Source organism: Acinetobacter sp. Leaf130, assembly GCF_001423205.1.
GTDB lineage: Bacteria > Pseudomonadota > Gammaproteobacteria > Pseudomonadales > Moraxellaceae > Acinetobacter > Acinetobacter calcoaceticus.
Window position 1 is genome coordinate 1059114 of record NZ_LMOE01000001.1, and the last position, 25324, is coordinate 1084437.

Sequence of the window (25324 nt, forward strand, 5' to 3'; positions counted from 1 at the left end):
CTAGGAATGCTTAATTTTTCACGTATATATTCTTGTGTTATACATGCAAGATCTTGCGTTTTTTATATAACTGAACTAGCTCAATTTTGCTGAATATGGTTAACTTAAGCTCAATGATATTCGTTTTAATTTTGCATGGCCTATCAAACTTTAGAACAGCTACAGCAATCTAAAGCCAAGCTTCACGAAACTGTGGTGCTTGATGAAAATATGCAACTTGCATTTTGGTCTAATCAGCAAGATCGTGTAAGTGTCTGTAGCGACCATCATACTTTGAGTCTCTATATTCAAGATGGCTATGAAAGCTATCAAAAAACACCAGTGGGCTGGAAAAATGGCGGTGGGCCGGGTCGTTTTTGTTTATTACCTGAACATCAGGAGTCGACTTGGGATATACGAGGTGGGCTCAAATTCGTTCACTTGTATTATACCGACCAACATTTGCGTGATGTTGCTGAAAAAATATGGGACAAAGAGCCTAATCAAATTGAACTAAATGAAGTTGTCTTTAATGACGACGAACGGATTCGAGCGCTTTATCAGTTCTTCTTGCTGGATTGTGATTGGAAAGATTCATCAAACCATTTACAAATGAGTACCACTGCCAGTTTATTGCTAAATCATTTAATTCGAAGATATAGTAATGTTAAGTGGCAACAGCCTGCTATTAAAGGCGGGCTTGCACCTCATAAGCTCAAATATATTCAAGAATGGATTGAAGATCATCTCGATCAAGCTCTGACTTTGTCAGATTTGGCAAATGTCGTGAATTTAAGCGAATATCATTTTGCCCATATGTTTAAACAATCCATGAATATGGCACCTCACCAATATGTCATGCAAAGACGTTTAACTAAGGCAAAAGGACTAATTCAGTCTTCACACTTTTCTTTACAAGACATTGCATTGGTATGTGGCTTTAGTTCAGCAAGCCATTTGAGCCATCGTTTTAAACAGTTTTATGGCATGAGTCCTTCACAGTTGCGTTAAAGGACTCATGGTTAATTTTCTATAAAAGATAAACCAACAAGCCAATAAGAGCAGATGTAAAAATTACGTATAACACATTAATTTCAAAGCGGAACAAAGCAATAAATGCTGCAATGGTAATTAAAGCCGCAACAACATCAAAGTGACCAGAAAAACCTTGTGGCCACAAAACATGGTAACTAAAAAATAATGCCAGATTTAAAATCACACCGACCACAGCCGCGGTAATCGCAGTGAGTGGCGCCGTAAACTTAATTTCATTATGTGTAGATTCAATGATGGGTGCACCAGCAAAAATAAATACAAATGAAAAGAGAAAAGTAAACCAAGTGACAATGACAGCACCTAATGCACCAGCAAAGAATAGATGCTCAGAGCCAAGTAGTGCATGATTCACACCGCCTAAAAAACCAACAAAAGCAACAACCATAATCAGTGGACCCGGTGTGGTTTCACCTAAAGCGAGTCCATCAATCATTTGAGTAGGTGAAAGCCACCCAAAGCTATTAACCGCACCTTGATACACATAAGGTAAAACGGCATATGCACCACCAAACGTAAGCAGTGCAGCTTTAGTAAAAAACCATGCCATTTGAGTATAAGAGTGGTGCCATCCAAAATATGAACCTAAAGCTAAAATGGGTAATAACCATAAGCCGATAGCAACAAAAATAAGTCTAGCTAAACGCGACCATTGGAATTTAGCATGCTCTGGTGTGGGTGTATCATCATCAATAAATGCTCGACCATAATCTTTTTGACTGGCTTTATGACCAGCCGCTGAAGAAAATAGCTCGGGGTATTTCTTACTCGTTAAATAGCCTGCAATACCAGCTGATAAAACAATGAGAGGGAAAGGAAGTTTTAAAACAAAAATGGCAAAGAAAGCAGCAATTGCAACTCCCCATAAAAATTTATTTTTAAGCGAACGGCTACCTATACGGTACGTTGCATGAAAGACAATTGCGGTAACGGCAGGCTTGATCCCGTAGAAAATGCCTGCGATAACGGGAACATCTCCAAATTTTATATAAACCCAAGACAATCCAATTAAAATAAATAAGGAGGGTAATACAAATAAAATACCTGCGACTAGCCCACCGGCCGTTCTGTGCATAAGCCAACCAATATAGGTTGCTAATTGCTGTGCTTCAGGACCAGGTAATAACATGCAATAGTTAAGCGCGTGTAAAAATCTTTTCTCAGAAATCCAGCGTTTTTGTTCAACCAGTTCTTGATGCATGACTGCGATTTGTCCAGCCGGCCCCCCAAAACTAATAAAACCTAACTTCAACCAAAATAAAAAAGCTTGCCAGAAACTGACATTTTTTACTGGCCCATCCGTGATGGTTTGTTCTTTTTCTTGCATATCCATCTCTTAAAAAATAGAACTTAATTTATAAAAATATCTGCTTTAGAAAGGCCAAATTATTTTTAACAGCATAGCAAAGCCAGATGTACTTTTGATGATAATTTTTTCAATCTTACGTTTTTGTATATATCAATACTTTGAAATTAATAGAAATTATTTTTTAAACTAAAGTTATCGCTTTAAATTATTTCCAAAGAGGAAACATTTTAAACATTATTTGCTCAAGTTGTTATAACAGGTTTCAAGTTGTGAGCCAGCTAGCCCAAGATCAAAAAAATCATAAGCCTCTTTACGATCAATTAAGGGAACTCATTCTCAATAAAATCGTAAATGGTGAATATGCTGTTCTTAGCCAAATTCCATCTGAAAATGAGTTTGCTGAACAGTTCGGTGTGAGTCGAATTACAGTTCGCCAAGCGCTCAATCAATTACAGTTAGAAGGTTATATTTTTAAAGTTCCGGGTAAAGGAACTTTTGTAAGTAAGCCAAAAACCTTCCAAAACATTTCAAATTTACAAGGCTTTGCTGAAGCAATGTCATCTGCTGGTCACGAAATTTTAAACCGTGTCATCTCGGCTGAGCTTAAGCAGATCCCGATGCATGTTGTACCGAAATTAAAGTTACCTGTTAAAGCAAATGTGTATGAAATTCAACGGGTACGCTTACTTAACCGACAACCCGTTTCTTATGAATTGACCTATTTACCAGAATATATTGGGCTAAAACTCAAAGAAAAAGCGATTGATTTACGTACTACCGATATTTTCAAAGCCCTAGAAGAAGAGTGTGACATTCCTTTAGGGCATGCTGACTTAAGTATTGATGCAACCGTAGCAGATGAAGAGTTAGCCGCCTTATTACAAGTCGAACTCGGTACTCCGGTATTACGTGTAGAACGTTTGACGCACGATGCAAACGGGCAACCGATTGACTATGAATATCTCTATTTTTCAGGCGATACCTTCCAGTACCGTTTACGTATTCATCGTTAATAACAGAAATAAAAATAAGGAATATTCAATGGAAACTAAATATCTGGAGTTTGATATTGTGGTTATTGGTGGTGGAACTGCTGGGCCAATGGCAGCAATTAAAGCAAAACAAGAAAACCCTAATTTAAAAGTCTTACTGATCGAAAAAGCGAATGTAAAACGTAGCGGGGCTATTTCAATGGGTATGGATGGGCTTAATAATGCCATCATTCCGGGGTACGCGACACCAGAGCAATATACCAAAGAAATTACGATTGCCAACGATGGCGTTGTGAACCAAACAACTGTATATGCTTATGCCAAACACAGTTTTAAAACGATCCAACAGCTCGATCAATGGGGAATAAAATTTGAAAAAGATGAAACCGGTGAGTTCGCAGTAAAAAAAGTACATCACATGGGGGCATATGTTTTACCAATGCCTGAAGGCCATGATGTAAAAAAGGTTTTATATCGTCAGTTAAAGCGTGCCCAAGTCAAAATTAACAACAGAATTGTGACTACAAAGCTTTTAAAAAATGAGCAGGGTGCAATCAATGGCGTAATTGGCTTTGACTGCCGTAGTGGTGATTTTTATGTCATTAAAACTAAAGCTGCCATTTTATGTTGTGGTGCAGCAGGGCGTTTAGGTCTGCCAGCTTCAGGCTATTTAATGGGAACTTATGAAAACCCGACCAATGCGGGTGACGGCTATGCAATGGCATACCATGCAGGTGCAGAACTTGCCAATTTAGAATGCTTTCAGATTAATCCGCTGATTAAAGACTATAACGGTCCAGCTTGTGCCTATGTGACAGGCCCATTGGGTGGATATACCGCCAATAGTAAAGGTGAACGTTTCATTGAGTGCGACTACTGGAGCGGTCAAATGATGTGGGAGTTTTACCAAGAGCTGGAAAGTGGTAATGGTCCGGTTTATTTAAAAGTAGATCATCTGGCTGAAGAAACGATTCAGACCATTGAAGAGATTTTGCATACCAATGAGCGCCCAAGTCGCGGTCGTTTTCATGAAGGCCGAGGAACTAATTATCGTCAAGATATGGTGGAAATGCATATTTCAGAAATTGGTTTTTGTAGTGGACACAGTGCTTCTGGTGTATGGGTCAATGAAAAAGCCGAAACTTCAGTTAAAGGTTTATATAGCGCTGGCGATATGGCTGCTGTACCTCATAACTATATGCTTGGTGCATTTACCTATGGCTGGTTCGCTGGAGTAAATGCCGCGCACTATGTGAGTGAAATTGTAGATAGTGAATTAAACCAAACTGAAATAGAAGTAGAGAAAGCACGAATCTTTGCACCACTTGACTGTTCCGAGGGCTTACCCGCCGAACAAGTGGAATATAAGCTGCGCCGTTTTGTAAATGACTATTTGCAGCCACCCAAAACTCGCCAAAAAATGGAAATTGGGCTCAAGCGTTTTGAAGAAATCAAACAGGATATTGCTCGAATCACTGCCAGAAATCCACATGAATTGATGCGTGCTGCTGAAGTTTCTTTTATCCGAGACTGTGCAGAAATGGCAGCTAGAGCCTCACTTTTTAGAGAAGAAAGCCGTTGGGGACTTTATCACTACCGAGCAGATTTCCCTCAAAAAAATAACTCGGATTGGTTCTGTCACGCACATTTGAAAAAAGATGAACACGGCAACATGACCAGTTTCAAAAAAACAATCGAGCCTTATGTGGTTCCGATTAATCAAGATGAAGCTGTGTCTTATGACCGTTTACGCATTCAAAAAGACGTTGCTCTAGCAGACTAAATAAATCAGGAATTCAAACAATGGCTTTTATTTTTAAAGAAGTTCAGCACCGTACTGTCGCACCCGTCATTATTGATGAAGATAAATGCATTGCAGATAAAGGATGCACAGTCTGTGTTGATGTTTGTCCAATGGACTTATTGGCAATCGATCCTCTAACTCAAAAAGCTTATATGCAATTTGATGAGTGTTGGTACTGCATGCCATGTGAAAAAGACTGCCCAACAGATGCAGTCAAAGTAAATATCCCATACCTACTCAAATAATTAATTTGGAATACTCAACATGAGCCAAAATAAATTGATCAATAAAAAACTATTACTCAGTAGCTTAATTGGTGCCATTGTACTTGGCACTTTGGGGTGCGGCAGTAAAACAGAAACTGTTCGTGTAGCGATTGGTACACAAGACACAACCATTAACTGTGCAACAGGTGGATTACTTGTTCGTGAACTGAATTTATTACCAAAATATTTACCCAAAGATGGTGAATACAAGCACGTTAAATACGATATTCAATGGAAAAACTTTACGTCTGGTGCACCACTAACCAGTGAGATGGTGGCTGGGCGTCTAGATTTGGGAGCAATGGCCGACTTTCCTGCTGTAAATAATTTAGCGGCTTTTAAAAAAGCTGGAAAAGAAAGCATATTTTTAGCACCATTGTCAGGCAGTATTAATGGTAGCGGTAATGCGATTGTTGTTCCAATTGACTCAAAAGTAACTTCACTGAAAGAACTAAAAGGACAAACTATTTCTGTACCTTTTGCCTCAACTGCTCATGGACTGTTGCTACGAGCGATTCAGGCAGAAGGCTGGCAACTTGATAAAGATATTAAAGTGATTGCTCAGGCGCCAGAAGTAGCAGGGCCTGCATTAAAAAGTCATAAGATTGCTGCACATGCTGACTTTGTACCATTTGGCGAGTTATTTGCTTACCAAGGTTTTGCCAAAAAAATCTATGATGGTTCACAAGCAAAATCACCGACATTTCATGGTTCACTTGCCAGTAAGGATTATGCACAACAACATCCAGAAGTCATAAAAGCTTATTTACAAGCAACCATTGAAGCAAATCGTCTGATTCGGGAACAACCTGAAAAATATAGTGAATTTATTTCTGAAAAAACAGGTATTCCTGCCGAGGTGGTCTATCTGTTTCATGGTCCATTAGGTCTACAAACCCGTGACTTGACTTGGAAACCTGAATATCGAAAAGCAACTCAAATCGCAGTTGATACTTTAAAAGTTCTAGGCAAAAACGACGGTACGCTTGATGTAAATAAATTTATTGATGACCAATATATTAAAGATGCATTTCAGGCTTCTGGGCTAAATTACAGCCAGCAACTCGCTGACTATGCAAAATCACCTTTGGTTGCAAATGATGCTTTAACGGGCCAACCCATCAAAACATTTAATCGTGTGACTCAAATTTGGATAAAGGGTGAAGAAAAGGTTCGTAGCTATGAAACACCTGAGCATGCTTTTTCCGATTTAAAGAAAATCCAAGCTGCAGGAAAAACGGTGCGTGTGGTTTATAGCCAAGATCATCAGTCTGATATTAAGTTGCTTGCCAATCTAGCATGGTATGCCACAGATAAAGCAGGACAAATTCAGGCCTTTTTATTAAAAGATGATGCTGAAAAATGGGCTAAACAACAAGGCGGAAAAGTATATGACTTTAAAGCTATTCAGCTTGTAACACAGAGCTGATGTGTTGTCTTAGCTAATGATTAGGAGGTGACAAATGAGTAGTTTAGTCCAAACAAAACCTAAAAACCAAAGTACATTTTTGATTAAATTTTTTCAGCAGTTGGGAGCATATAAGACACATTTTAAAAATTACGTCATCGCTTTTGCCTCTATAGCTTTCTGGATAGTAATTTGGCAGGGGCTGGCTCAGCTTAAAATAAACTTAAGTATTGTGAACTTTAGCAATGTACCGACGCCTTTAGATGTCATCCATGCGCTGTGGTCTTTTTTTCAACTCAGCACTGCGTTTGAACATGTCGAATCTAGTGTCTTTCGAGTAGTGGTTGGTTTTGTTTTGGCTGCTCTAATTGGTGTAGGCATTGGTTTGTTGGCTGGACGTTATCAAAAACTCGCTGCATTTTTAATGCCGCCATTAGAGGTTTTACGTCCAATTCCAGCAGTTGCATGGATTCCTTTAGCGATTCTGATTTTTCCATCCTCAGAAGCTTCTATGATTTTTATTACTTTTATCGGTGCATTATTTCCAATTTTATTAAATACCGTACATGGCGTTGGCGCAGTTGACCCAAGACTCGTTGCATCAGCAAAAAGTCTAGGCGCTTCTGATCTAGCTATCATTTATGAAGTCATTATTCCGGGGGCATTACCTAACATTATTACAGGTTTATCCATTGGAATGGGCACGTGTTGGTTCTGTTTGGTCACCGCTGAAATGATTTCTGGCCAACATGGAATTGGATATTTCACATGGGAATCTTTCACCTTGCAAAACTATAGCAATATTGTGGTTGGCATGGTGTTGATTGGAGCATTGGGTATGTTTAGCAGTACCTTGGTACATGTGATCGGAAGCCGATTTACCCCATGGTATCAATTGAGGAAGTCTTAAAATGTCGATTAAACATGGCCATGTGCGCATTCAAAACCTATCTCTACATTTAGGACAAGGCAAAAGTCGCTTTCAAGCATTAGATCGGGTTAATTTCGAAATACAACCGGGAGAGTTTATTTGTCTACTTGGCCCATCTGGTTGCGGAAAATCAACATTACTAGGTGCTTTGGCAGGGCACTTACCCATTAGTTCAGGGGCTTTAACGGTCGATAATGAAACTATTGTTGAGCCGCATCCGGACAGAGGATTGGTTTTCCAGCAACATACGTTATTTCCATGGAAAAGTGTGCTTGAAAATATTGCTTTCGGCTTAAAAATGAAGGGAGTGGGTAAACAAAACCGTATAGATCAGGCAAAGAAAATGATTGATCTGGTTGGGCTCAAAGGTTTTGAGCAGAAATTTCCAGCAGAACTTTCCGGTGGTATGCAGCAAAGAGTTGAAATTGCGAGAGTACTTATTAATGAACCTCGTATCTTATTAATGGATGAACCTTTTGGTGCTTTAGATGCGCAAACCCGTTTAAAAATGCAAATGCTATTGCTCGACATTTGGCAAGAAATCAAAACCTCGGTTTTATTCATTACCCACGATATTGATGAAGCACTTTTTCTGGCAGATCGAGTACTGATTATGAGCCATAGACCGGGCCGAATTATTGAGGAAATCAACCTTGATTTTGAACGTCCACGTGATATCGAACTTGTTACGAGTAGTGAATTTACAACCATTAAAAAACATTGCATGCAAACTTTAAAGGAAGCCACTCAACAAGAAGAGTTAAGCCGCTTAAACCCTTTAGGGCTTGGAAAGAAAGCACAAATCAAGGAATACGAATGAGTTTTTATCAAACTTTAGATGACCAAGATGAATATAATCAAGAATTTCTTGGGCAGTTGAACCATCCAGATGAGAAGGTTCGTTTTGTTACTTTAATGAACATCGGTGACGAAGAAAATCCAGATTTACTACCTTGGTTGCATGCAGCACTGCAACATGACTCGTCAGCCTTAGTGCGTGAAGAGGCCGCAAAAAAATTAGAAAGTTGGGAGGATCACGTCAGCTTGGAGGTATTGGCTCAGGCTTTAAGTGATTCAGATCTTAATGTGCGTCTCGCAGCGAGCCAGAGTTTAAGTGAAATCAAAGAAGCTGCATCAGCCGATGTACTTGCACCATATTTACAGCATCAAGACACTTTTGTATTAAGTGCAATCTTACGTGCTTTAAAACCTTTAAGAGCGCAGCAATTCTTTGCAGAAATATCAGCTCTGGTACAGCATCAAGATATTCTTGTACGCCGTGAAGCTGTGAGTGCTTTAAGCTGGTTGCAACAAGATCAAGCCATTACCATATTGGCAAAAATTGTTGAAACAGATATAGATGACGAAGTACGACGTATTGCAACAGGTGGTTTAGCTTATAGTAAAAAATTATCAATTCATGTGATTCAAGCACTTAATCATTCACTAAATGCTGAAAGTTGGCAGTTAAGAGTGGAGTCTGCATTAACTATTGGGAAATTACGTATTTCCTACCTGGAAGTACCCTTAATTAAGGCATTAGTGGATCCTTACTGGCAAGTACAAATAGCAGCTGTACGTAGTTTGGGATTGTTAAAATCGAGTTTGGCAGTTGCAGATTTGGCAGTTAATTTTAAACATGAAATTAGCAATTTACGTAAAGAAGTTGCTTTAGCACTTGGGGAAATTGGCACACAAGAAGCTCAAATGCTATTAGAGCAGAATCCACATGATTCTGATCCTGAAGTCCGAAAAGCAATTCGTATTGGATTAAATCAAATTGGTGAGGTGAAGTATGCAAACCAGACCTGATATCAGTGTAGATACTATAAATAAGCAAGTTCATTTTATTTGGAATGATGGTTCAAGCCTGTGCTTGAGCCACCAACATCTTAGAGAAATTTGTCCTTGCGGTTTTTGCAGATCAAAACGAATAAAACAAATAGAAATTGAACAGCAGGAAGTTGAAATTACCGCAATGTTTGATCAAGGATATGGCGCCCAAATCTGTTTTAGTGATGGGCATGACAAAGGAATTTATCCTTGGGTTTTCTTAAAAGAGTTTGTTAAGTGTTAAAGATGCCTTTTGCTTGGGACAAAAGGCATCTCATTTATTTAATGGTCATGTTCTAAATAATCTGGTTTTTTCGGGAGCGCAAGGCTACATAAGAAACAGATAATAAGCATAACAATGACATAGATGAAGAAGGTGTTTTCAATTCCAGCAGCTTTAAACTGTAGTGCAACTGAAGGTGCCGAGCCACCAAAAATGGCATTACCTACCGCATAAGAGAAGCCTACACCTAACGCACGCACATGAGGAGGGAACATCTCTGCTTTAACTAAGCCACTAATTGATGTATAGAAGCTCAAGATCATCATCATAAAAATGAGTAGCAAGGTAATGATAATCGGTGAATCTATATAATTAGGCATTCCAATCGCCATAATTGGATAGATAAAAATTGCAGATAATAAGCTAAATGCCAGCATTGAAGAACGTCGCCCAATGCGGTCGGAAATTGAACCAAATACAGGTTGAGCACACATATAGACAAATAACGCGAAGGTCATAATATAACCAACGGTTTTTCCATCCATACCTAAGTTAGTTAAATAGGTTTTTGAATAAACAGTTTCAACATAGAAAGTTAATGAACCCGCAGAGGTATAACCAACCACCAATAAAAAGGTTTTCCAATGTTTTTTAAAGAGTTCTCTTAAGCTACCAGATTCTTCACGTTCACTATCTTGATGAGAAAGGGTTTCTTCCAAACGACTACGAGCAAGTAAGGATAAAATTGCAGCAAAACCACCAATAACAAACGGAATACGCCAACCGCCGTCATGTAATTGTTGCTCACTCAAAAATGCTAATAAAATTACGCCGAGCAAACTTGCCAGTAATTGACCACCAGAGAGTGTGACGTATTGAAAAGAGGAGTAAAAACCACGTTGGCCTTTTAATCCTAATTCACTCATGTAGGTTGCTACGGCGCCATATTCACCACCTACAGATAAACCTTGAAGTAAGCGCACAACGAGTAAAAGAAAAGGAGCAAATAATCCGACTTGATCGTAGGTAGGCAAGGCAGCAAATAAGAAGGAACTCAATGCCATTAAGCAAATAGAAATGACCATTGATTTTTTTCGACCATGTCGATCTGCAATGCGCCCGAATATCCAACTACCAATAGGACGCATGAAAAAACTTGCAGCAAATACACCCCAAACATAAATAGCTTTGGTCGAACTATCCATGTCGGGTGCTGTTAAGGCTTGTGTAAAATAAGCAGCAAAGACTGCATAGATATAAAAGTCAAACCATTCAACAAGGTTACCAGAGGCCGCACCAACAATACCGCGTATTCTGCTACGTTTTTCTTCCTTAGTGTATGTCATATATATTCCGTCAGTTAGCAGAAAAAAATAGAAATTTTTAGGTGTACTGAACAGGAAATAGCATGAGTTTTTAAATATCACTCAATCCTGAGTACTTACCTTAGAATTCCTCTCCATGCATTTTTTATAATTTTAAATTTCCATTCTAGTGATTGTATGATCTTTTGTTCGATTTAAAGATATTTTTATCGATTATCGAACATTTCCTTAATTTGATTAGAAGATCATGCACCACAAACTTTATTTAAAATCAAATATGTAATTCATCAACCATATTCTTTATTGTATTCCTCCTTGGTTTTAAGCCTATTTTGAGCTTAGTTTTATTTTGACTATTTGGTAATACTTAAAAAGTTATAGTACCAATTTCAAAGAAAATAAATGAAATTCATATAATGATGACGCTTTATTACATAAAATTTACTTGATCTGAAAATTACATAATTTGTTGTTTCTCGATATGTGTCACTGTATTCTTTCGAGGCTAAAAAATATGGAAGATCTCCGACTTTTAGCATACTTATATTATGCACGGTATGGGCAGGTAGTTATTCAATGGACAGACACTCGTTAAATCTTCACTTCATTACATGTTCTAAAACAGCATTAGCATCATCTATTGCACTGATGACGTCTGTTGTCTATGCAAATGAAGCGGAGGTTTCTCAACTACCTACAATTACCGTGAATGCTACCCAAAACACTGACGATTTGTATTCCTCAAAAAAAGTTAATTTATCTGGTTTTCAAACAGGCGATATAAAAAAGATTCCTGCATCTATCACAACAATTACATCTGAACGCATGGCAGATCAGCATGCAAAAACACTGACCGATGTTGTTAAGAATGATTCATCGTTAGGAGATGGCTACGCTGCAATAGGTTATTATCCAAATTTCGTAGCTCGTGGCTTTTCGCTCGATTTAGGTTCAAGTTATCTTGTTAATGGCCATAACATTCGTGGTGAACAAAACGTTGCTTTAGAAAACAAAGAGCGAGTAGAAATTTTAAAAGGGATTTCCGCTATTCAAAGTGGAATGTCGACTCCAGGTGGTGTTGTCAATTATGTAACTAAAAGACCTGCTGATGTTAAAACTATTACGGTCGATGCAAATTCAGAAGGCGGTTATACACTTGCAACGGATGTAGGTGGCTTTTTAAATGATAATTTTGGCTATCGAATAAATTTAGCGCATGAAAGTATTCATCCAAATGTCGATCATGCAAATGGTAAGCGTGAGTTTGGTTCAGTTGCTTTAGACTGGAAAATTAATGATCGCTCTAAATTACTGTTTGATATTGAAGCTCAGCATCAAAGCCAACGCTCAGTACCGGGTTATCAACTACTTGATGGGCAAGAAGTACCAACAAATGTAGATCAAGACCGTTTATTGGGGTATCAGTCTTGGAGTAAACCGGTTGTAAATAACAGTGTAAATGCGAGTTTAAAATATCAATATGCATTTAATGATCAATGGAACGGCAGCTTAAGTGCATCGCAAAGCCGTGTTGTGATTGATGATTATATTGTATTTCCTTATGGAAGCTATTACTCATCGGGTAATGAACTTGCGGTATTCGATAAAGATGGCAACTATGATCTTTATGACTATCGTAGTCCAGATGACACACGTATTACCAACCAATTTGCTGCTGGGTTAAATGGTCAATTCAATACTGGCAATATTCAGCATCAGGTAGCTTTTGAATTGCAAAATACACGTAAAAACCTGAAGCGTTATGATCCGAGTAATCAACTTATTGAGAATGAAATTGGCAATATTTATACTGATTCATCAGATTTTAAAATGCCACCTGAAAAATTAGGCAATCGCTTTAAAGCTATAGAAAGCAAGCAGACTGCTTTCACCATATCTGACCGAGTTCAATTTAACGAGCAATGGTCAACTTTACTGGGTGGAAAACTTATTCATCTTGATGAGCAAGCTTATAGCCCAGATGGGCAGCAAAGCCGAGGTACAGACCTAAATAAGTTCTTGCCACAATTAGCACTCATGTATAGTCCAAGTGTTACGACTAATTTGTATGCTTCATATGCTAAAGGTTTATCAGATGGTAGCGAAGCCCCTTGGTATACAAATAATATAAAAAATAATATAGGGCCTTCAGTACTATCACCTAGAAACTCTGAACAATTTGAAGTTGGTGTTAAGCAACAAGTACAAAACTTCTTGCTAACGGCTGCTGTCTTTGATTTAAAACAGGATAATCAATACAGTAAAGTCAATGCCGATGGATCTTTCGATTTTGTTGAACAAGGTGAACAGCATAATCAAGGTATTGAATTAGGTCTGACTGGTGCCTTAACTGATACATTTGATATGAGCTCAGGTATTACCTATACCAAATCTCGCCTTGTTGATGTTGATACTGACAGTTATAAAGGCCACCAAACTCAAAATGTACCAAAATTACGGGCAACTGCTCAGTTATCTTATAAAGTACCTTCAGTTGAAGGTTTAAGACTGTTAAGTGGCATGCAATATAGTAGTAGTAAATATGCAAACAAAGAGGCAACTGCAAAAGTAGGCGGATATAGCGTGTTTAATATTGGTGCTGCCTATAAAACAAATTTTGCTGGGCATGACACGACGTTTAGATTCAATATTGACAACTTATTTAATAAGAAATATTGGCGTGATGTTGGTCCATTTATGGGGGATGACTATCTATTCTTGGGTAATCCTCGTACAGCTCAATTCTCTACAACTTTTAATTTTTAAAATTTATAAGACAAATAAAAAAGGAGCTTATAAAAGCTCCTTTTTTATTTCAGGAATTAAGCCGACATTTTTGGTTTAACCATATTATTAATCGACAAGATATCATCAAGCACTTGTGCCGATAATAAGCCTTCGTTCTGAACTAAAGCCAATACGCTTTGCCCAGTTTCGTTTGCAGTTTTAGCAATACGAGTTGTAGTTTCATAACCTAAATATGGGTTAAGTGCAGTCACAATCCCAATTGAGTTTTCAACTAAAGCTTTACAATGTTCAGGGTTCGCCGTAATCGTATCAATACATTTACTTTGGAACATTGCCATCGCGTTACCAAGCAAATCCATAGATTCAAATAGTTTGAATGCAATAAGTGGTTCCATTGCATTCAACTGTAGTTGACCAGCTTCAGCAGCTAAAGTTACAGCCAAATCATTTGCAATAATCTGGAAGCAAGCAAGGTTCATTGCTTCAGGAATAACTGGGTTTACTTTACCCGGCATGATCGAACTACCTGGTTGACGTGCTTCTAAGTTAATTTCATTGATACCAGTACGTGGACCACTTGAAAGTAAGCGCAAGTCATTAGCAATTTTTGAAAGTTTAGTTGCGGTACGCTTTAATAAACCAGATAAAAGAACAAAGTCACCCATATCTGAAGTTGCTTCGATTAAGTCAGGAGCAGACTTAATTTTCTTACCAGAAATTTTTTCAAGCGCTTGAATCGCAAGTTCACGGTAACTGTATTCAGTGGTAATTCCCGTACCAATCGCTGTACCACCAAGGTTCATATAAGCTAAAACATTTGGAATAAGCGTATTAATTTGCTCAAGATCTTTTTGCAAAGTTACAGCGAAAGCACCAAACTCTTGACCCAATGTCATTGGTACAGCATCTTGCAACTGAGTACGACCCATTTTTAAGATGTGAGCAAATTCTTGAGACTTGTTACGGAAACTTAAAATTAAGTTATTAAAAGGGAGATTCAATTCGTCTAAATTTAATAATAAGCCTAAACGAATTGCAGTAGGGTACACGTCATTTGTAGACTGTGACATGTTGATATCATTATTAGGGTGTAAATATTGATATTGGCCTTTTGCATGTCCCATATATTCTAAAGCAACATTCGCCAATACTTCATTTGCATTCATGTTGGTTGAAGTACCAGCACCACCTTGCAACATATCGATCGGGAATTGATCGTGAAAATTACCGCGAATAAGTTGATTACAACTGTATTCAATTGCTTCAAATTTAGTTTGATCTAAGCTTTTAAGATTATGATTCGCTTCAGCACAAGCAAGTTTTACCATTGCTAATGCTTTAATTAAATGAGGGAAATTTCCAACTTTGCTTTGGGTTAAGTTAAAGTTTTCTAGAGCACGTAATGTTTGAACTCCGTAATAATCATTATTGTTGATTTCTCTATAACCAATAAGATCCTTCTCAATACGGGTGGTAATTTCAGCGTTCATCATTAAACTTCGAATTAGTAGAGTAGATAATTCATATTAGATTTCGAAATGCTTCACTTCTAATGCATTTATCAAGTTAATTATGCATTTTTTGCATATCAGTTTTCTTCTTTTCCAAATCTAAAAATAAAAAATTCTTTTTCCTGCACTCATTGAATCTAAATTTTATTTTTTAAATTAACAGTTTACTGTTTAGATAAATTTAATATGCAAAAATTCTCTGATGACCAAAATGGTCATATAATTAAAAAATAATTGAATGCAAAATTCTATACTCATTAATTTAAGTGAAATATCAAGTAAATTAATAAGGTTTACAGCACAGAGAGTGTAGCCTATCTAACAAATTTATATAAAAATGTGATGCATTTCACATAAAAATCACTATAATACGAAAAAATCCTAGTTTTAAGTTTATGTTAAAAGTCACAGCTGCATTAATTATTTTGGGTAGTTTTACATACTATGTACTTTTTCAGGGTGAAGAGAAGAGAGAGTCAAAAACTTCTCGTCTGCTTAAAGAAGCCGAGCAATCTATTGCTTCTGCGGAAACCTCTGTAAACAAGGCAAATAGTATCGTAGCAATATCTTATAAATAGCCACGGTTACTCAGCCTAACTATTTTACATTATCCATCAAAATATTGTTTTACCTAAATTTTATTAAACTTTAGGTAAAAGACCGTATGTATAGAGACAAAATTCATGAGAATGAAGTTTATCGCCTATGATCCCAATTCTGGGGAAAAAGTAAGCTTAAAAGAGCATATCCATCAAATGGACAAATACACCACTTATATCTTTTTTAGCGATGAAAAAGATAATATGGTGTTTAACCCACAGAAAAAGCAAGTTTTTGAAATCACTCAATATACTTCTAATATGATGGTTGAAATTTCAAGAAAGCTATATTATCTCATTGGTGAATATTAGAAATTTGTTTCAGCTTAATCTCGGATAGATACTTTAGTAGAATAGTCAGGTTTATTTAGTTGAATTATACTGCAAATATATCTTCTGATTTGAATGATTTTATTAGGTCAGAAAGCTTAAATCCTGAAATAATCAAAATAGTAACATTTTAGTTTTACAGTCCGTATTCTTCCCCAAGGTACGGACTTTTTTTTATCAAAATTAAAAACATGATGAAAACATAAGATTATTTTTATTTTTTATTAAGATTGAAGTGTTCATTTACTTAGGTTATGTTTAATTTAATTATTGATTTAAAATAATTTTTATCGCAATAATTTTATATTTGTATGAGTTGATGAGTTAAATCAAAGTCTTTTATTCTCTTACACTCTTTTCTATGTCAGAATTATTAAATACATACTTTTTATCGTTTGGCCTTGCCATTCTTCCATCGCATTTTTGCAGGTACTCCCATGTTTTATATTTTTCATTCATCTATTCAGCTATTTATCCAGCTTCCCAACAAGACAAATTAAGGACATAAATATAAAAAGGGAATGCATAAAATGAACTTAGAAGTACGTTGGGTAGAAGATCTTTTGACATTAGAGCGTGAGCGTTCTATTTCAAAGGCAGCTGAAAAGCGATTTATTAGTCAATCCGCTTTTACGCGTAGAATTCAACAATTAGAAGAGATGATAGGAGCTGAAGTTATTATTAGAAATAATAAAAATAATATTGAATTTACAGACATCGGGCGAATTATGCTGGTTATGTCTAAAAATATTGAAAAGCAGGTGGAAGAGACCGCTAAACTGATTAAAAATATTAAAAATGAAACTGAATCTACCATTCGGTTTTGTGTTGTTCATTCATTAGCTTCTGGTTTTTTAACGACTTTTTTGAAAAAATTTCCAACGTTTATGCGTGATTTAAAAATCGAAATTGTAGCGACCAATAGTGGTGAGGGTTTATCTCTTTTAAAAGAAGGTGCCTGCGATTTTATGATTTGTTATGCAGACCGATCTAATATTAATCGTGTTGGTGATGATATTTTAAGCGGAATCAAGATTGCGGAAACAGAGATTGTTCCTGTATCAGCTACCGAAGCCGACCATACGCCTAAGCATACGATTCAGAATAATTTTTCATTGCTTGCTTACAGTAAACATGCGTATTTGCGAAAATTAGTGGACCAACTGATCGAAGGTAAACTAATTTATAAAACCTTATACGAGACTGATAATGCAACTAATTTGAAAGAGCTGGTATTGCAAGGCCTAGGGGTGGCATGGATTCCAAAAATTAATGTAGAGGAAGATCTTGCTAACGGAAAACTGGTCATGTTGGATCATCATGAATATTGTCTTCCTCAAGATATTTACATTTTTAAAAATAATTTGAGTGATAACAAAGCAGTCCAGCAAATCTGGAAGGGCTTCCAAACTCAGCCTGATTAAAATTTATAAAAACTTATAAGGATATGTATTGTATTCAACATATTTACATACAAAGTAATCAATTAAAGTGCCCATCCCTTTGTCTTTATGACGAAAGGCTTTATAAAGCATTGCTCATGGTCTAGATTCTTTGTTAATTTAGACCATATATCAATAATTCAGAAATCTAGTGAGCATTTTTATATATGCTGTACCTGCTTTCATTCCTTTTGAATGGATTATTTGATCCAGACGGAGACAATTTTGTTTGATCTAGATAGTAGATTACTAAATATTTTTTATCATATTTATCGGTTTAAAAGCGTTTCAATGGCTGCTGATGCTATTGGTCTTACCCAACCGAGTGTTAGTAATGGACTGAACAAAATCCGTCAGCATTTCAATGACCCGCTTTTTATTCGTGTTGGGAATGAAATGATTCCGACCGAATTAGCTAAAGAAATCTTTCCACTTATTAGTGAAGTTATTGATAAAGTTGAAAGTATTAACAACTTTAGTGTGAACTTTGACCCACTTACTTCGGATCAACTTTTTACTATTGCGATGACTGATGTATCTCATCTGGTCTTATTGCCGCAATTAACAAACTATTTAAAAGAGAAAGCTCCTTTAATTCGCTTGAATATTCGGCCGATTACACCAGAAACCAGTTATCAAATGGCAAATGGTGAAATTGACCTCGCAATTGGCTTTTTACCTCAATTAGAAGAAGGCTTTTATCAACAAAAGTTTTTCAAACAACATTATGTTGTGATTAGCTCTAAGAGCCATCCTCGTTTAGATCCAAATAATTTTACTTTAGATGATTATATGCGCGAATATCATATCGATATTGATGCAGGAATCGGCCACTACCACATTAAAAATGAATTACAGAACAAAGGATTGGATAGAAATATTCTAATCCGCTTACCAAGTTATCTAGGGGTGGGTTTAGTCGTTCAAGAAACAGATGCGATTGCAACCGTACCGTATTATTTGAGCCAAGTCTTATTGGTCAGAGAAAATTTACAGATTTTACCGGCACCTCTCGACTTCCCAACTTATGATGTTAAACAACATTGGCATATGTCTTGTCATCATAAAAGTAGCCATAAATGGTTCCGCCAAACCTGTTATGAACTTTTTAAAGTCTAAAAAAGAAGATGTAAGAAAAACTCCTACATCTTTTTCTGTGTGGTTTGATTTTTAGATTTCAATTGCGACCGCTGTAGCTTCACCACCACCAATACATAGTGCAGCAACACCTTTCTTTTTACCTAGGCGTTTTAAAGCATAGATAAGAGAAAGGATAATTCTTGAACCCGTTGCGCCAATTGGATGTCCTAAAGCACATGCTCCGCCATGTACGTTGACTTTTGCTTCATCAATGCCGAGCTCATGAATTGGCGCCATTGCGACCATTGCAAAAGCTTCATTAATTTCCCAAGCATCTACCTCGTCAACAGACCAACCAGCACGCTCAAGTACTTTTTGAATCGCACTAATTGGAGCAATTGTAAACTCGCTTGGATGCTGTGAATGACTAGAAGTCGCCACAATTTTTGCTAAAGTATTTAAACCATGAGATTGAGCATATTCTTCAGTGGTGAGTACTAATGCAGCAGCACCATCAGAAATTGAGCTTGAGTTAGCCGCTGTAATTGTACCGTCTTTACTAAAAGCAGGGCGTAAAGTTGGGATTTTCTCAAGATTCGCTTTTAATGGTTGTTCATCTTGATCAACAATTTCAACACCTTTACGTGTTTTTACTTCAACAGGAACAATTTCTTCCTTGAAATAACCTTCTGTAATCGCAGTTTGCGCTTTTTTAAGTGAAGAAATCGCGAAATTATCCATTTGCTCACGTGTAAAGCCTTTGGTATTTGCCATGTCTTGAGCAAAAGAACCCATTAATCGGCCTGTTTCAGCATCTTCAAGGCCATCTAAAAACATGTGGTCTTTAATTTCGCCATGTCCCATACGGTAACCACCGCGGGCTTTGGGCAAAATATAAGGCGCATTGGTCATAGATTCCATGCCACCCGCAACAATAATGTTGGCACTGCCAGCTTTTAAGGTATCTGATGCCATTAACACTGCTTTCATCGCAGAGCCACACAGTTTATTAATGGTGACTGCACCTACATGATCGGGCACGCCAGCTTTACGCATAGCCTGACGAGCTGGTCCTTGGCCTATACCTGCGCTCAGTACGCAACCAAAAATAACTTCATCTACTTGGTCTGGTGCAATACCTGCACGTTTAATCGATTCACGGATTACTGCAGCACCAAGCTCTGGAGCTGTTAAAGAAGATAAACTGCCCTGAAAACCGCCCATTGCAGTACGACTACCTGAAACTATAACAATTGAACTCATCTTAATATCTCTTATTGGTGTATTTGCTAAATTTGCCTCTAGCCGAAACTAAAGGCGCCAGTAAATTAAAAAGTCGGTGGGGTATAGCTAAGCGTTCTTCCAAAGAACCACAATAAAAATAAAACTAAGGGAAAATGTACGACGAGCTGAGTAACTGTAAAACCAATCACATCTTTTGCTTTTAGTTTTAAAATGCCTAACATTGGAAGCATGAAGAATGGATTGATTAAATTTGGTAAAGCTTCGGCTGCGTTATAAATTTGTACAGACCAGCCCAAATGAACTTTTAAATCATTTGCCGCTTGCATGACATACGGGGCTTCAATAATCCATTTCCCACCGCCAGAAGGTACAAAGAACCCGAGTATGGCAGAGTAAATTCCCATCACAATCGCAAAGGTCTCTTTTGAAGCGATAGAGACGAAAAACTCGGCAACATAGTGTGACAGTGATAAATCTTGGCTATTTAAAGCTTGCGTCATAATAAAAGCGATGCTTCCGTAAAGTGGGAACTGAATCAAGATTCCTGATACGGCTGGAACTGCTTTTGCAACAGCATTTAAGAAGTTTCGTGGTGTTCCATGTAGTGCTAGACCAAGCATTAAGAACACAAAGTTGTATGTGTTTAAGCTTGAAATAGCAATGATTGGATTACTTTTTGAAAATTCAAAAAACATCCAAATTACACCTAAAGCCACCACAACAATCGTTAAAATAGGTGAGTTTTCTAACCAGTCGCCCGGACGCGTTGATTTCTCCTCATGTGGCTTTTCTTCTTCAAATTGAATGTCAAAACTTTCAATCGTTTTGACATTATTACCTTTGGGAGCCGACCAATACGCGATTGCGATTGAAACAATCACCAAAATAATGGTCATCGCAATTGATTGCCAAAGAAAGATCGTTTCGGTAAATGGAATAACACCAGTCAAATTATAAATCGACTCAGGCAAACTGCTTTTATTCGCTTGAAGCTGTGCTGCTGACGAACTAATTCCCAACGCCCAAGTTGCACCCATACCAATAATCGCAGCTGCGGCAGCAGCACGATAATCCATATTGAGTTCTTTACGTTTTGCCAATGCAATAACTAAAAGTGCAGTAAGGATGGTACTTACCGCCCAATTGACCAGCGAAATTAACAAGCTGACGGTCGCAACCAAAACAATAGCACCACGTCCAGAATTTGGAATACGCGCCATTTTTTGAATCAGGAATTTTACGGGTTTAGAAACAGAAACGACATAACCCACAATAATTAGCATGGTCATTTGCAGAGTAAATGGAATAAGACTCCAAAAACCATTACCAAATGACGTCGCTACATCTTGGATTGGAGCACCAATACCCAAAGCGGCAATAGAGACAATAATGACGCCGAGTAGAGCAAAAATATATGAATCTGGAAACCACTTTTCAGACCAGTCACTAATCCGAAGGGCAAATCTTTCAAAAATTCCTTGCTGTTTTTGCATAGCTGAAAAAATCCTTCTCGTTCTTATTCGTTGACAGCACATCCGGTGCTTAAATGGGCTAAGACTTAAGCTCACTTTCTAGCTTAAGTCTTGTCTGGCTAATTAAAAATTAAAATTTAAGCAACTAAGGTTTTATAGAATTCGACACCTGTAACAGCTTGAATCTGTTCTAGAGTGACATCTTTAGCAAGTTCAATCAGTTCAACACCTTGCGGGGTAATGTCCATTACACCTAAGTCAGTAATTATGCGGTGAACCACGCCTTTACCGGTTAAAGGTAAACTACAGTTTTTCACAATTTTTGGCGTACCGTCTTTTGCACAATGTTCCATAAGAACTACAACTTTTTGGACACCAACAACCAAATCCATTGCGCCGCCCATACCTTTTACTTTTTTACCTGGGATCATCCAGTTAGCCAAGTCACCATTTTCGGAAACTTCCATTGCACCTAAAATTGCAATATTTACATGGCCGCCACGGATCATGGCAAATGACGCTGAGCTTGAGAAAAAGGCAGCGCCAGGGCGAGCAGTAACCGTTTGTTTACCAGCATTAATTAAGTCGGCATCAACAGTTTCTTCAGTTGGAAACTCGCCAATACCCAATAAACCGTTCTCAGACTGAAGCCAAACATTAATATTTTCAGGAATATAGTTGGCAACTAGGGTAGGTAAGCCAATACCCAAATTGACATAAAAACCATCTTCAAGTTCTTTTGCAGCACGTTGTGCCATTTCATTGCGTGACCAAGCCATTTTATACTGCCTCCGTGCTTAAAGTTTTATGCTCAATGCGTTTTTCAGGTGATGCATTAAGTACAATGCGATTTACATAGATACCCGCCAAATGGATTTCATCCGGATCCAATTCACCAATTTCAACAACCTGTTCAACTTCAGCAATTGTAATTTTTCCAGCCATTGCACATTCAGGGTTAAAGTTCTGAGCAGTTTTACGGAAAACTAAATTACCCGCTTTATCGGCTTTATATGCTTTAACAAGTGCTACATCGGCTGTTAAAGATTCTTCTAAAATGTAGTTTTTGCCTTTAAAGGTACGTTCTTCTTTACCTTCAGCAATCAGTGTACCTACGCCAGTTTGAGTATAAAATGCAGGAATTCCAGCACCACCAGCACGTAACTTTTCAGCTAAAGTTCCTTGTGGGGTGAGTTCTACATCAAGTTCACCATTTAAATACTGACGCTCAAATTCTTTGTTTTCTCCAACATAAGAAGAGATCATTTTTTTAATCTGTTTGGTTTGAAGCAAAATACCTAAGCCAAAGTCATCTATACCTGCGTTATTAGAAATACAAGTGAGACCAGTTACACCACTTTGTTTAACTGCAACAATCAGTTTTTCAGGAATTCCGCATAAACCAAAACCGCCAACGGCAAGTGTTTGATTATCTGCAATAACATCTTTCAGTGCTGCCTCTGCATTGGCATAAACTTTATTCATTCTATTGTTATCCTATATCCCTTAGTGGTTTTAGTTTTAGCATCTAGTTTTATGTTATAGAAGTTAATTTTTTAAAAGGATTAATAAGTATAATCAATGAATCGCATCAAATTAACAACAAAAGATAAGAAGCACAAAAGCAAAAAATCTTAAAAAAATCATTTCATAGCATTGAAATTTATAATAATTAAGAAATTTACCTTAGCCGTAAGCTTAGCTCATCCTAAAATACAGTATTTAATTTTTTAAAATTTATATTGAAGCAATGCCTCAATAAATTGAGCTGAAATATTTGAAATTTCAAAGTTCTTTTTATAGACAATTCCAACTGTTTTATGAATAGCTTCGTCTTGTAGCTCAATTAATACATTATGTTCTTTATCAATGTGCGTCGCAAAATGTCTTGGAATTGCACTTACCCCAATTCCATAAGCAACAAAACTTGAAAGTGATGAAATTTGATGACATTCAACTTTCAAATCGAGCGTTATATTATTTCGTAAACAATTTTGCTCAACCAAATAACGAACAATCGAAGGTTTTTGCAAAGTGACAAATGGGTTAGAACAAAGCTGTTGCCAAGTAATTGACGAAGCCTGTGCAAGGGGATGAGTCTTTGGTAATAGAGCTAAAAAATCTTCTTCAAAAAGCGGTTTAAACTCTAAACCTTCAGTAAGATCTGGCTCAAAACATAGGCCAAGCTCAAAAATACCATCCTGTACTTTTTCGATGATGGTTTCATTAGGAATATCATGAATGGAAAAATTAAGGTTAGGGTGGAGACTCAAAAACTCATGAATGACTTGAGGCAAAATTGCATGAGTCACAAATGGCATAGAGGCAATACTTAAGGTTCCACGATTAAGCTTAAACCTTTGTTTAACATCATTTTCCATTTCATCCCAATTGGCAATTAATTTTTTTGCATAGGGAATGAGCGATTTTCCTTCCTGAGTAAGTTCAACACGGCGTGTATTACGGTTAAATAGTTTCCCACCTAATTCTTCTTCTAGGCTTTTGATAGTGAGACTTAAAGCGGACTGGCTAAGATGTAAATCTAAAGATGCATTAGCATAATTGAGCGTACGAGCGAGGGCCAAAAAAGCTTTTAGTTGTTTAAGCGTCATTTCGTTCCTTTAGATTACTGTTCCCGCCTAGTGCTGTAATTTATACGAAAATTTGTCTAATAAGATGTTTTTTGACAAAAATTTAAGAAAAAGGAATGAGCGGACGAGCTATTGAACTACTTTAGTAAATTCTCCCAACAAAATTCATCTCTGTTATTTGCAAAATATAGAGCCATTCCAACTCCATGGAAAAATAAATGACCTAACCAAATTACTTGAGGAGCAACTTTTAAACCTTCTAATAAAATAGTTGTTGAATAAATTGCTAATAAAAAGGTGAAGATGATGATGTATGTAACACTCGATACAAATTTATATTTTGGTGCTAATTGAGGAATTTTATATCCAATCAAAATTTGCATACCGCAATTTATGATCAATGAAAGTATAGCTACAAGGACTTGTGGCATATTTAGATATGTTAAAGAGAGTTGCATAATTATGAAAATAATTTGCCACAGTAGAAACATGCCCAGAGGGTACAATACAAATTTAATCCACATCATATTTTGTTTTCTTATCAAGACTTTATAAGGGTATTTTATTGAATAACAAAGATTAAATAAATACTGTTTTTCAAAAAATTATATCTCAATATAAAGCTAGTCTTAATTCAATAGTAAAAACTGAAATGTAAGAGCAATAAATACTAAGTAAATTATTTAGACCACCTTCGGGTGGTTTTCCATTTTCTGAACTGTTAAATTTTACTCATTATTAAAATGGATAATTTCATGGAAAAGATAATTTTATTAGGAGTGGTGGTTTTATTAGGTGGGTGTGTAACTCCCGCTACTCAAATGATTAATAATAAATTTAGTGAAGTACAACCTTCTATACCTTCAGTGTCAGGTATATGGACGATTTCCATCAGCCCAAGCATATCAACAATAAAACTTGATTTAGATGGTAATGGTATACTTTGTGACGATAATAATGGGCAGGTTGTATTCAACAAAGTTAAGTATGCAAATAATATGATTTACATTCAAAATGGTATGACTCTAGAAGTGAAGCTTCTAAACAAAGATATACTCGAATCTAGAATAACGTTAAGTGCCTCCAGTTCAAATATGGTTTACAAAGCTGATAATGACTTAAAGGCAGCATCATTGAAGTGTGCCAAAGAATTATAGATAACTATCTTGTAAGTAAGCATTGG

General features: G+C 36.9%; 23 protein-coding genes and 1 pseudogene. 15 read left to right on the forward strand and 9 right to left on the reverse strand.

Annotation, left to right across the window (positions count from 1 at the left end; genetic code table 11):
- Positions 1 to 135: 135 nt before the first annotated feature.
- Positions 136 to 990 carry a helix-turn-helix domain-containing protein gene (locus ASF86_RS04600; RefSeq protein WP_005040880.1) on the forward strand — a complete coding sequence of 285 codons (855 nt, stop codon included), beginning with the start codon at positions 136 to 138 and terminating at the stop codon, positions 988 to 990.
- A 19-nt stretch (positions 991 to 1009) separates the two neighbouring features.
- On the opposite strand, the gene chrA is transcribed toward ASF86_RS04600, so the two are convergent.
- Positions 1010 to 2359 (reverse strand): chromate efflux transporter, encoded by a 1350-nt coding sequence (chrA, locus tag ASF86_RS04605; protein ID WP_056479864.1) that lies wholly within the window; start codon positions 2357 to 2359, stop codon positions 1010 to 1012.
- 251 nt (positions 2360 to 2610) lie between these two features.
- On the opposite strand from chrA, the gene ASF86_RS04610 reads away from it, so the two are divergent.
- From ASF86_RS04610 to ASF86_RS04645, 8 genes are read left to right on the forward strand one after another with little or no spacing between them, the layout of a single operon-like run.
- Positions 2611 to 3354, forward strand: a complete 744-nt coding sequence (locus ASF86_RS04610; RefSeq protein ID WP_056479867.1) for a GntR family transcriptional regulator — start codon at positions 2611 to 2613, stop codon at positions 3352 to 3354.
- A 28-nt stretch (positions 3355 to 3382) separates the two neighbouring features.
- The gene (locus tag ASF86_RS04615) at positions 3383 to 5116 is read left to right on the forward strand and encodes a fumarate reductase/succinate dehydrogenase flavoprotein subunit (protein ID WP_056479870.1); all 1734 of its coding nucleotides are present in this window, start codon (positions 3383 to 3385) and stop codon (positions 5114 to 5116) included.
- 20 nt (positions 5117 to 5136) lie between these two features.
- The gene (locus ASF86_RS04620) at positions 5137 to 5382 is read left to right on the forward strand and encodes a ferredoxin family protein (RefSeq protein ID WP_056479873.1); all 246 of its coding nucleotides are present in this window, start codon (positions 5137 to 5139) and stop codon (positions 5380 to 5382) included.
- A gap of 19 nt (positions 5383 to 5401) precedes the next feature.
- On the forward strand, positions 5402 to 6832 hold the full coding sequence (locus ASF86_RS04625; RefSeq protein WP_056479875.1) for an ABC transporter substrate-binding protein: 1431 nt from the start codon (positions 5402 to 5404) through the stop codon (positions 6830 to 6832).
- A gap of 34 nt (positions 6833 to 6866) precedes the next feature.
- The gene (locus ASF86_RS04630; protein ID WP_056479878.1) at positions 6867 to 7721 is read left to right on the forward strand and encodes an ABC transporter permease; all 855 of its coding nucleotides are present in this window, start codon (positions 6867 to 6869) and stop codon (positions 7719 to 7721) included.
- Position 7722: 1 nt separating this feature from the next.
- Complete coding sequence (locus ASF86_RS04635) at positions 7723 to 8562, forward strand: ABC transporter ATP-binding protein (RefSeq protein WP_056479881.1); 840 nt, start codon at positions 7723 to 7725, stop codon at positions 8560 to 8562.
- Positions 8559 to 9554 carry a HEAT repeat domain-containing protein gene (locus ASF86_RS04640; protein WP_056479884.1) on the forward strand — a complete coding sequence of 332 codons (996 nt, stop codon included), beginning with the start codon at positions 8559 to 8561 and terminating at the stop codon, positions 9552 to 9554. Before ASF86_RS04635 ends, ASF86_RS04640 begins: the two co-directional genes overlap by 4 nt.
- Positions 9538 to 9819, forward strand: a complete 282-nt coding sequence (locus ASF86_RS04645) for a gamma-butyrobetaine hydroxylase-like domain-containing protein (protein WP_056479887.1) — start codon at positions 9538 to 9540, stop codon at positions 9817 to 9819. Before ASF86_RS04640 ends, ASF86_RS04645 begins: the two co-directional genes overlap by 17 nt.
- A gap of 38 nt (positions 9820 to 9857) precedes the next feature.
- Here the strand turns inward: ASF86_RS04645 and ASF86_RS04650 are convergent, their stop codons facing one another.
- Positions 9858 to 11144, reverse strand: a complete 1287-nt coding sequence (locus ASF86_RS04650) for an MFS transporter (RefSeq protein WP_004642750.1) — start codon at positions 11142 to 11144, stop codon at positions 9858 to 9860.
- Positions 11145 to 11671: 527 nt separating this feature from the next.
- Between ASF86_RS04650 and ASF86_RS04655 the strand changes: the two are divergent.
- Positions 11672 to 13889 (forward strand): annotated as a pseudogene (locus ASF86_RS04655) (TonB-dependent siderophore receptor).
- A gap of 56 nt (positions 13890 to 13945) precedes the next feature.
- Here ASF86_RS04655 and ASF86_RS04660 read toward each other — a convergent pair.
- Complete coding sequence (locus tag ASF86_RS04660; RefSeq protein WP_081407550.1) at positions 13946 to 15364, reverse strand: aspartate ammonia-lyase; 1419 nt, start codon at positions 15362 to 15364, stop codon at positions 13946 to 13948.
- 413 nt (positions 15365 to 15777) lie between these two features.
- On the opposite strand from ASF86_RS04660, the gene ASF86_RS04665 reads away from it, so the two are divergent.
- From ASF86_RS04665 to ASF86_RS04680, 4 genes are all read left to right on the forward strand, one after another.
- On the forward strand, positions 15778 to 15960 hold the full coding sequence (locus tag ASF86_RS04665; protein ID WP_004642753.1) for a hypothetical protein: 183 nt from the start codon (positions 15778 to 15780) through the stop codon (positions 15958 to 15960).
- Positions 15961 to 16071: 111 nt separating this feature from the next.
- On the forward strand, positions 16072 to 16293 hold the full coding sequence (locus ASF86_RS04670) for a hypothetical protein (RefSeq protein WP_080028261.1): 222 nt from the start codon (positions 16072 to 16074) through the stop codon (positions 16291 to 16293).
- A 548-nt stretch (positions 16294 to 16841) separates the two neighbouring features.
- Complete coding sequence (locus tag ASF86_RS04675; protein ID WP_056479894.1) at positions 16842 to 17735, forward strand: LysR substrate-binding domain-containing protein; 894 nt, start codon at positions 16842 to 16844, stop codon at positions 17733 to 17735.
- A 243-nt stretch (positions 17736 to 17978) separates the two neighbouring features.
- Complete coding sequence (locus ASF86_RS04680) at positions 17979 to 18872, forward strand: LysR family transcriptional regulator (RefSeq protein WP_003651675.1); 894 nt, start codon at positions 17979 to 17981, stop codon at positions 18870 to 18872.
- A 51-nt stretch (positions 18873 to 18923) separates the two neighbouring features.
- Here ASF86_RS04680 and ASF86_RS04685 read toward each other — a convergent pair whose 3' ends face one another.
- From ASF86_RS04685 to ASF86_RS19855, 6 genes are all read right to left on the reverse strand, one after another.
- Positions 18924 to 20096: a thiolase family protein gene (locus tag ASF86_RS04685; protein WP_056479897.1), complete on the reverse strand. Its 1173-nt coding sequence runs from the start codon at positions 20094 to 20096 to the stop codon at positions 18924 to 18926.
- A 65-nt stretch (positions 20097 to 20161) separates the two neighbouring features.
- The gene (locus tag ASF86_RS04690; protein ID WP_056479900.1) at positions 20162 to 21571 is read right to left on the reverse strand and encodes a short-chain fatty acid transporter; all 1410 of its coding nucleotides are present in this window, start codon (positions 21569 to 21571) and stop codon (positions 20162 to 20164) included.
- 116 nt (positions 21572 to 21687) lie between these two features.
- Complete coding sequence (locus tag ASF86_RS04695) at positions 21688 to 22329, reverse strand: 3-oxoacid CoA-transferase subunit B (RefSeq protein ID WP_056479903.1); 642 nt, start codon at positions 22327 to 22329, stop codon at positions 21688 to 21690.
- Between the two features lies 1 nt (position 22330).
- Positions 22331 to 23035, reverse strand: a complete 705-nt coding sequence (locus tag ASF86_RS04700) for a CoA transferase subunit A (protein WP_005040846.1) — start codon at positions 23033 to 23035, stop codon at positions 22331 to 22333.
- 245 nt (positions 23036 to 23280) lie between these two features.
- Entirely contained in the window at positions 23281 to 24162 is an 882-nt protein-coding gene (locus ASF86_RS04705; RefSeq protein ID WP_056479906.1) for a LysR family transcriptional regulator, read from the reverse strand.
- A gap of 116 nt (positions 24163 to 24278) precedes the next feature.
- Positions 24279 to 24668, reverse strand: coding sequence for a hypothetical protein (locus ASF86_RS19855; RefSeq protein ID WP_056479909.1), 390 nt, complete (start codon positions 24666 to 24668; stop codon positions 24279 to 24281).
- Positions 24669 to 24896: 228 nt separating this feature from the next.
- Here ASF86_RS19855 and ASF86_RS04715 point away from each other — a divergent pair, with 228 nt between their 5' ends.
- Entirely contained in the window at positions 24897 to 25298 is a 402-nt protein-coding gene (locus tag ASF86_RS04715) for a J517_1871 family lipoprotein (RefSeq protein ID WP_056479911.1), read from the forward strand.
- Positions 25299 to 25324: the final 26 nt, after the last annotated feature.

Excerpts from the sequence above, each read along its gene's own strand:
- ASF86_RS04600 (WP_005040880.1), top strand. The coding sequence starts at position 136 with ATGGCCTATCAAACTTTAGAACAGCTACAGCAATCTAAAGCCAAGCTT.
- chrA (WP_056479864.1), bottom strand. The coding sequence starts at position 2,359 with ATGCAAGAAAAAGAACAAACCATCACGGATGGGCCAGTAAAAAATGTC.
- ASF86_RS04615 (WP_056479870.1), top strand. The coding sequence starts at position 3,383 with ATGGAAACTAAATATCTGGAGTTTGATATTGTGGTTATTGGTGGTGGA.
- ASF86_RS04620 (WP_056479873.1), top strand. The coding sequence starts at position 5,137 with ATGGCTTTTATTTTTAAAGAAGTTCAGCACCGTACTGTCGCACCCGTC.
- ASF86_RS04625 (WP_056479875.1), top strand. The coding sequence starts at position 5,402 with ATGAGCCAAAATAAATTGATCAATAAAAAACTATTACTCAGTAGCTTA.
- ASF86_RS04630 (WP_056479878.1), top strand. The coding sequence starts at position 6,867 with ATGAGTAGTTTAGTCCAAACAAAACCTAAAAACCAAAGTACATTTTTG.
- ASF86_RS04635 (WP_056479881.1), top strand. The coding sequence starts at position 7,723 with ATGTCGATTAAACATGGCCATGTGCGCATTCAAAACCTATCTCTACAT.
- ASF86_RS04640 (WP_056479884.1), top strand. The coding sequence starts at position 8,559 with ATGAGTTTTTATCAAACTTTAGATGACCAAGATGAATATAATCAAGAA.
- ASF86_RS04645 (WP_056479887.1), top strand. The coding sequence starts at position 9,538 with ATGCAAACCAGACCTGATATCAGTGTAGATACTATAAATAAGCAAGTT.
- ASF86_RS04650 (WP_004642750.1), bottom strand. The coding sequence starts at position 11,144 with ATGACATACACTAAGGAAGAAAAACGTAGCAGAATACGCGGTATTGTT.
- ASF86_RS04660 (WP_081407550.1), bottom strand. The coding sequence starts at position 15,364 with ATGATGAACGCTGAAATTACCACCCGTATTGAGAAGGATCTTATTGGT.
- ASF86_RS04665 (WP_004642753.1), top strand. The coding sequence starts at position 15,778 with ATGTTAAAAGTCACAGCTGCATTAATTATTTTGGGTAGTTTTACATAC.
- ASF86_RS04670 (WP_080028261.1), top strand. The coding sequence starts at position 16,072 with ATGAAGTTTATCGCCTATGATCCCAATTCTGGGGAAAAAGTAAGCTTA.
- ASF86_RS04675 (WP_056479894.1), top strand. The coding sequence starts at position 16,842 with ATGAACTTAGAAGTACGTTGGGTAGAAGATCTTTTGACATTAGAGCGT.
- ASF86_RS04685 (WP_056479897.1), bottom strand. The coding sequence starts at position 20,096 with ATGAGTTCAATTGTTATAGTTTCAGGTAGTCGTACTGCAATGGGCGGT.
- ASF86_RS04690 (WP_056479900.1), bottom strand. The coding sequence starts at position 21,571 with ATGCAAAAACAGCAAGGAATTTTTGAAAGATTTGCCCTTCGGATTAGT.
- ASF86_RS04695 (WP_056479903.1), bottom strand. The coding sequence starts at position 22,329 with ATGGCTTGGTCACGCAATGAAATGGCACAACGTGCTGCAAAAGAACTT.
- ASF86_RS04700 (WP_005040846.1), bottom strand. The coding sequence starts at position 23,035 with ATGAATAAAGTTTATGCCAATGCAGAGGCAGCACTGAAAGATGTTATT.
- ASF86_RS04705 (WP_056479906.1), bottom strand. The coding sequence starts at position 24,162 with ATGACGCTTAAACAACTAAAAGCTTTTTTGGCCCTCGCTCGTACGCTC.
- ASF86_RS19855 (WP_056479909.1), bottom strand. The coding sequence starts at position 24,668 with ATGATGTGGATTAAATTTGTATTGTACCCTCTGGGCATGTTTCTACTG.
- ASF86_RS04715 (WP_056479911.1), top strand. The coding sequence starts at position 24,897 with ATGGAAAAGATAATTTTATTAGGAGTGGTGGTTTTATTAGGTGGGTGT.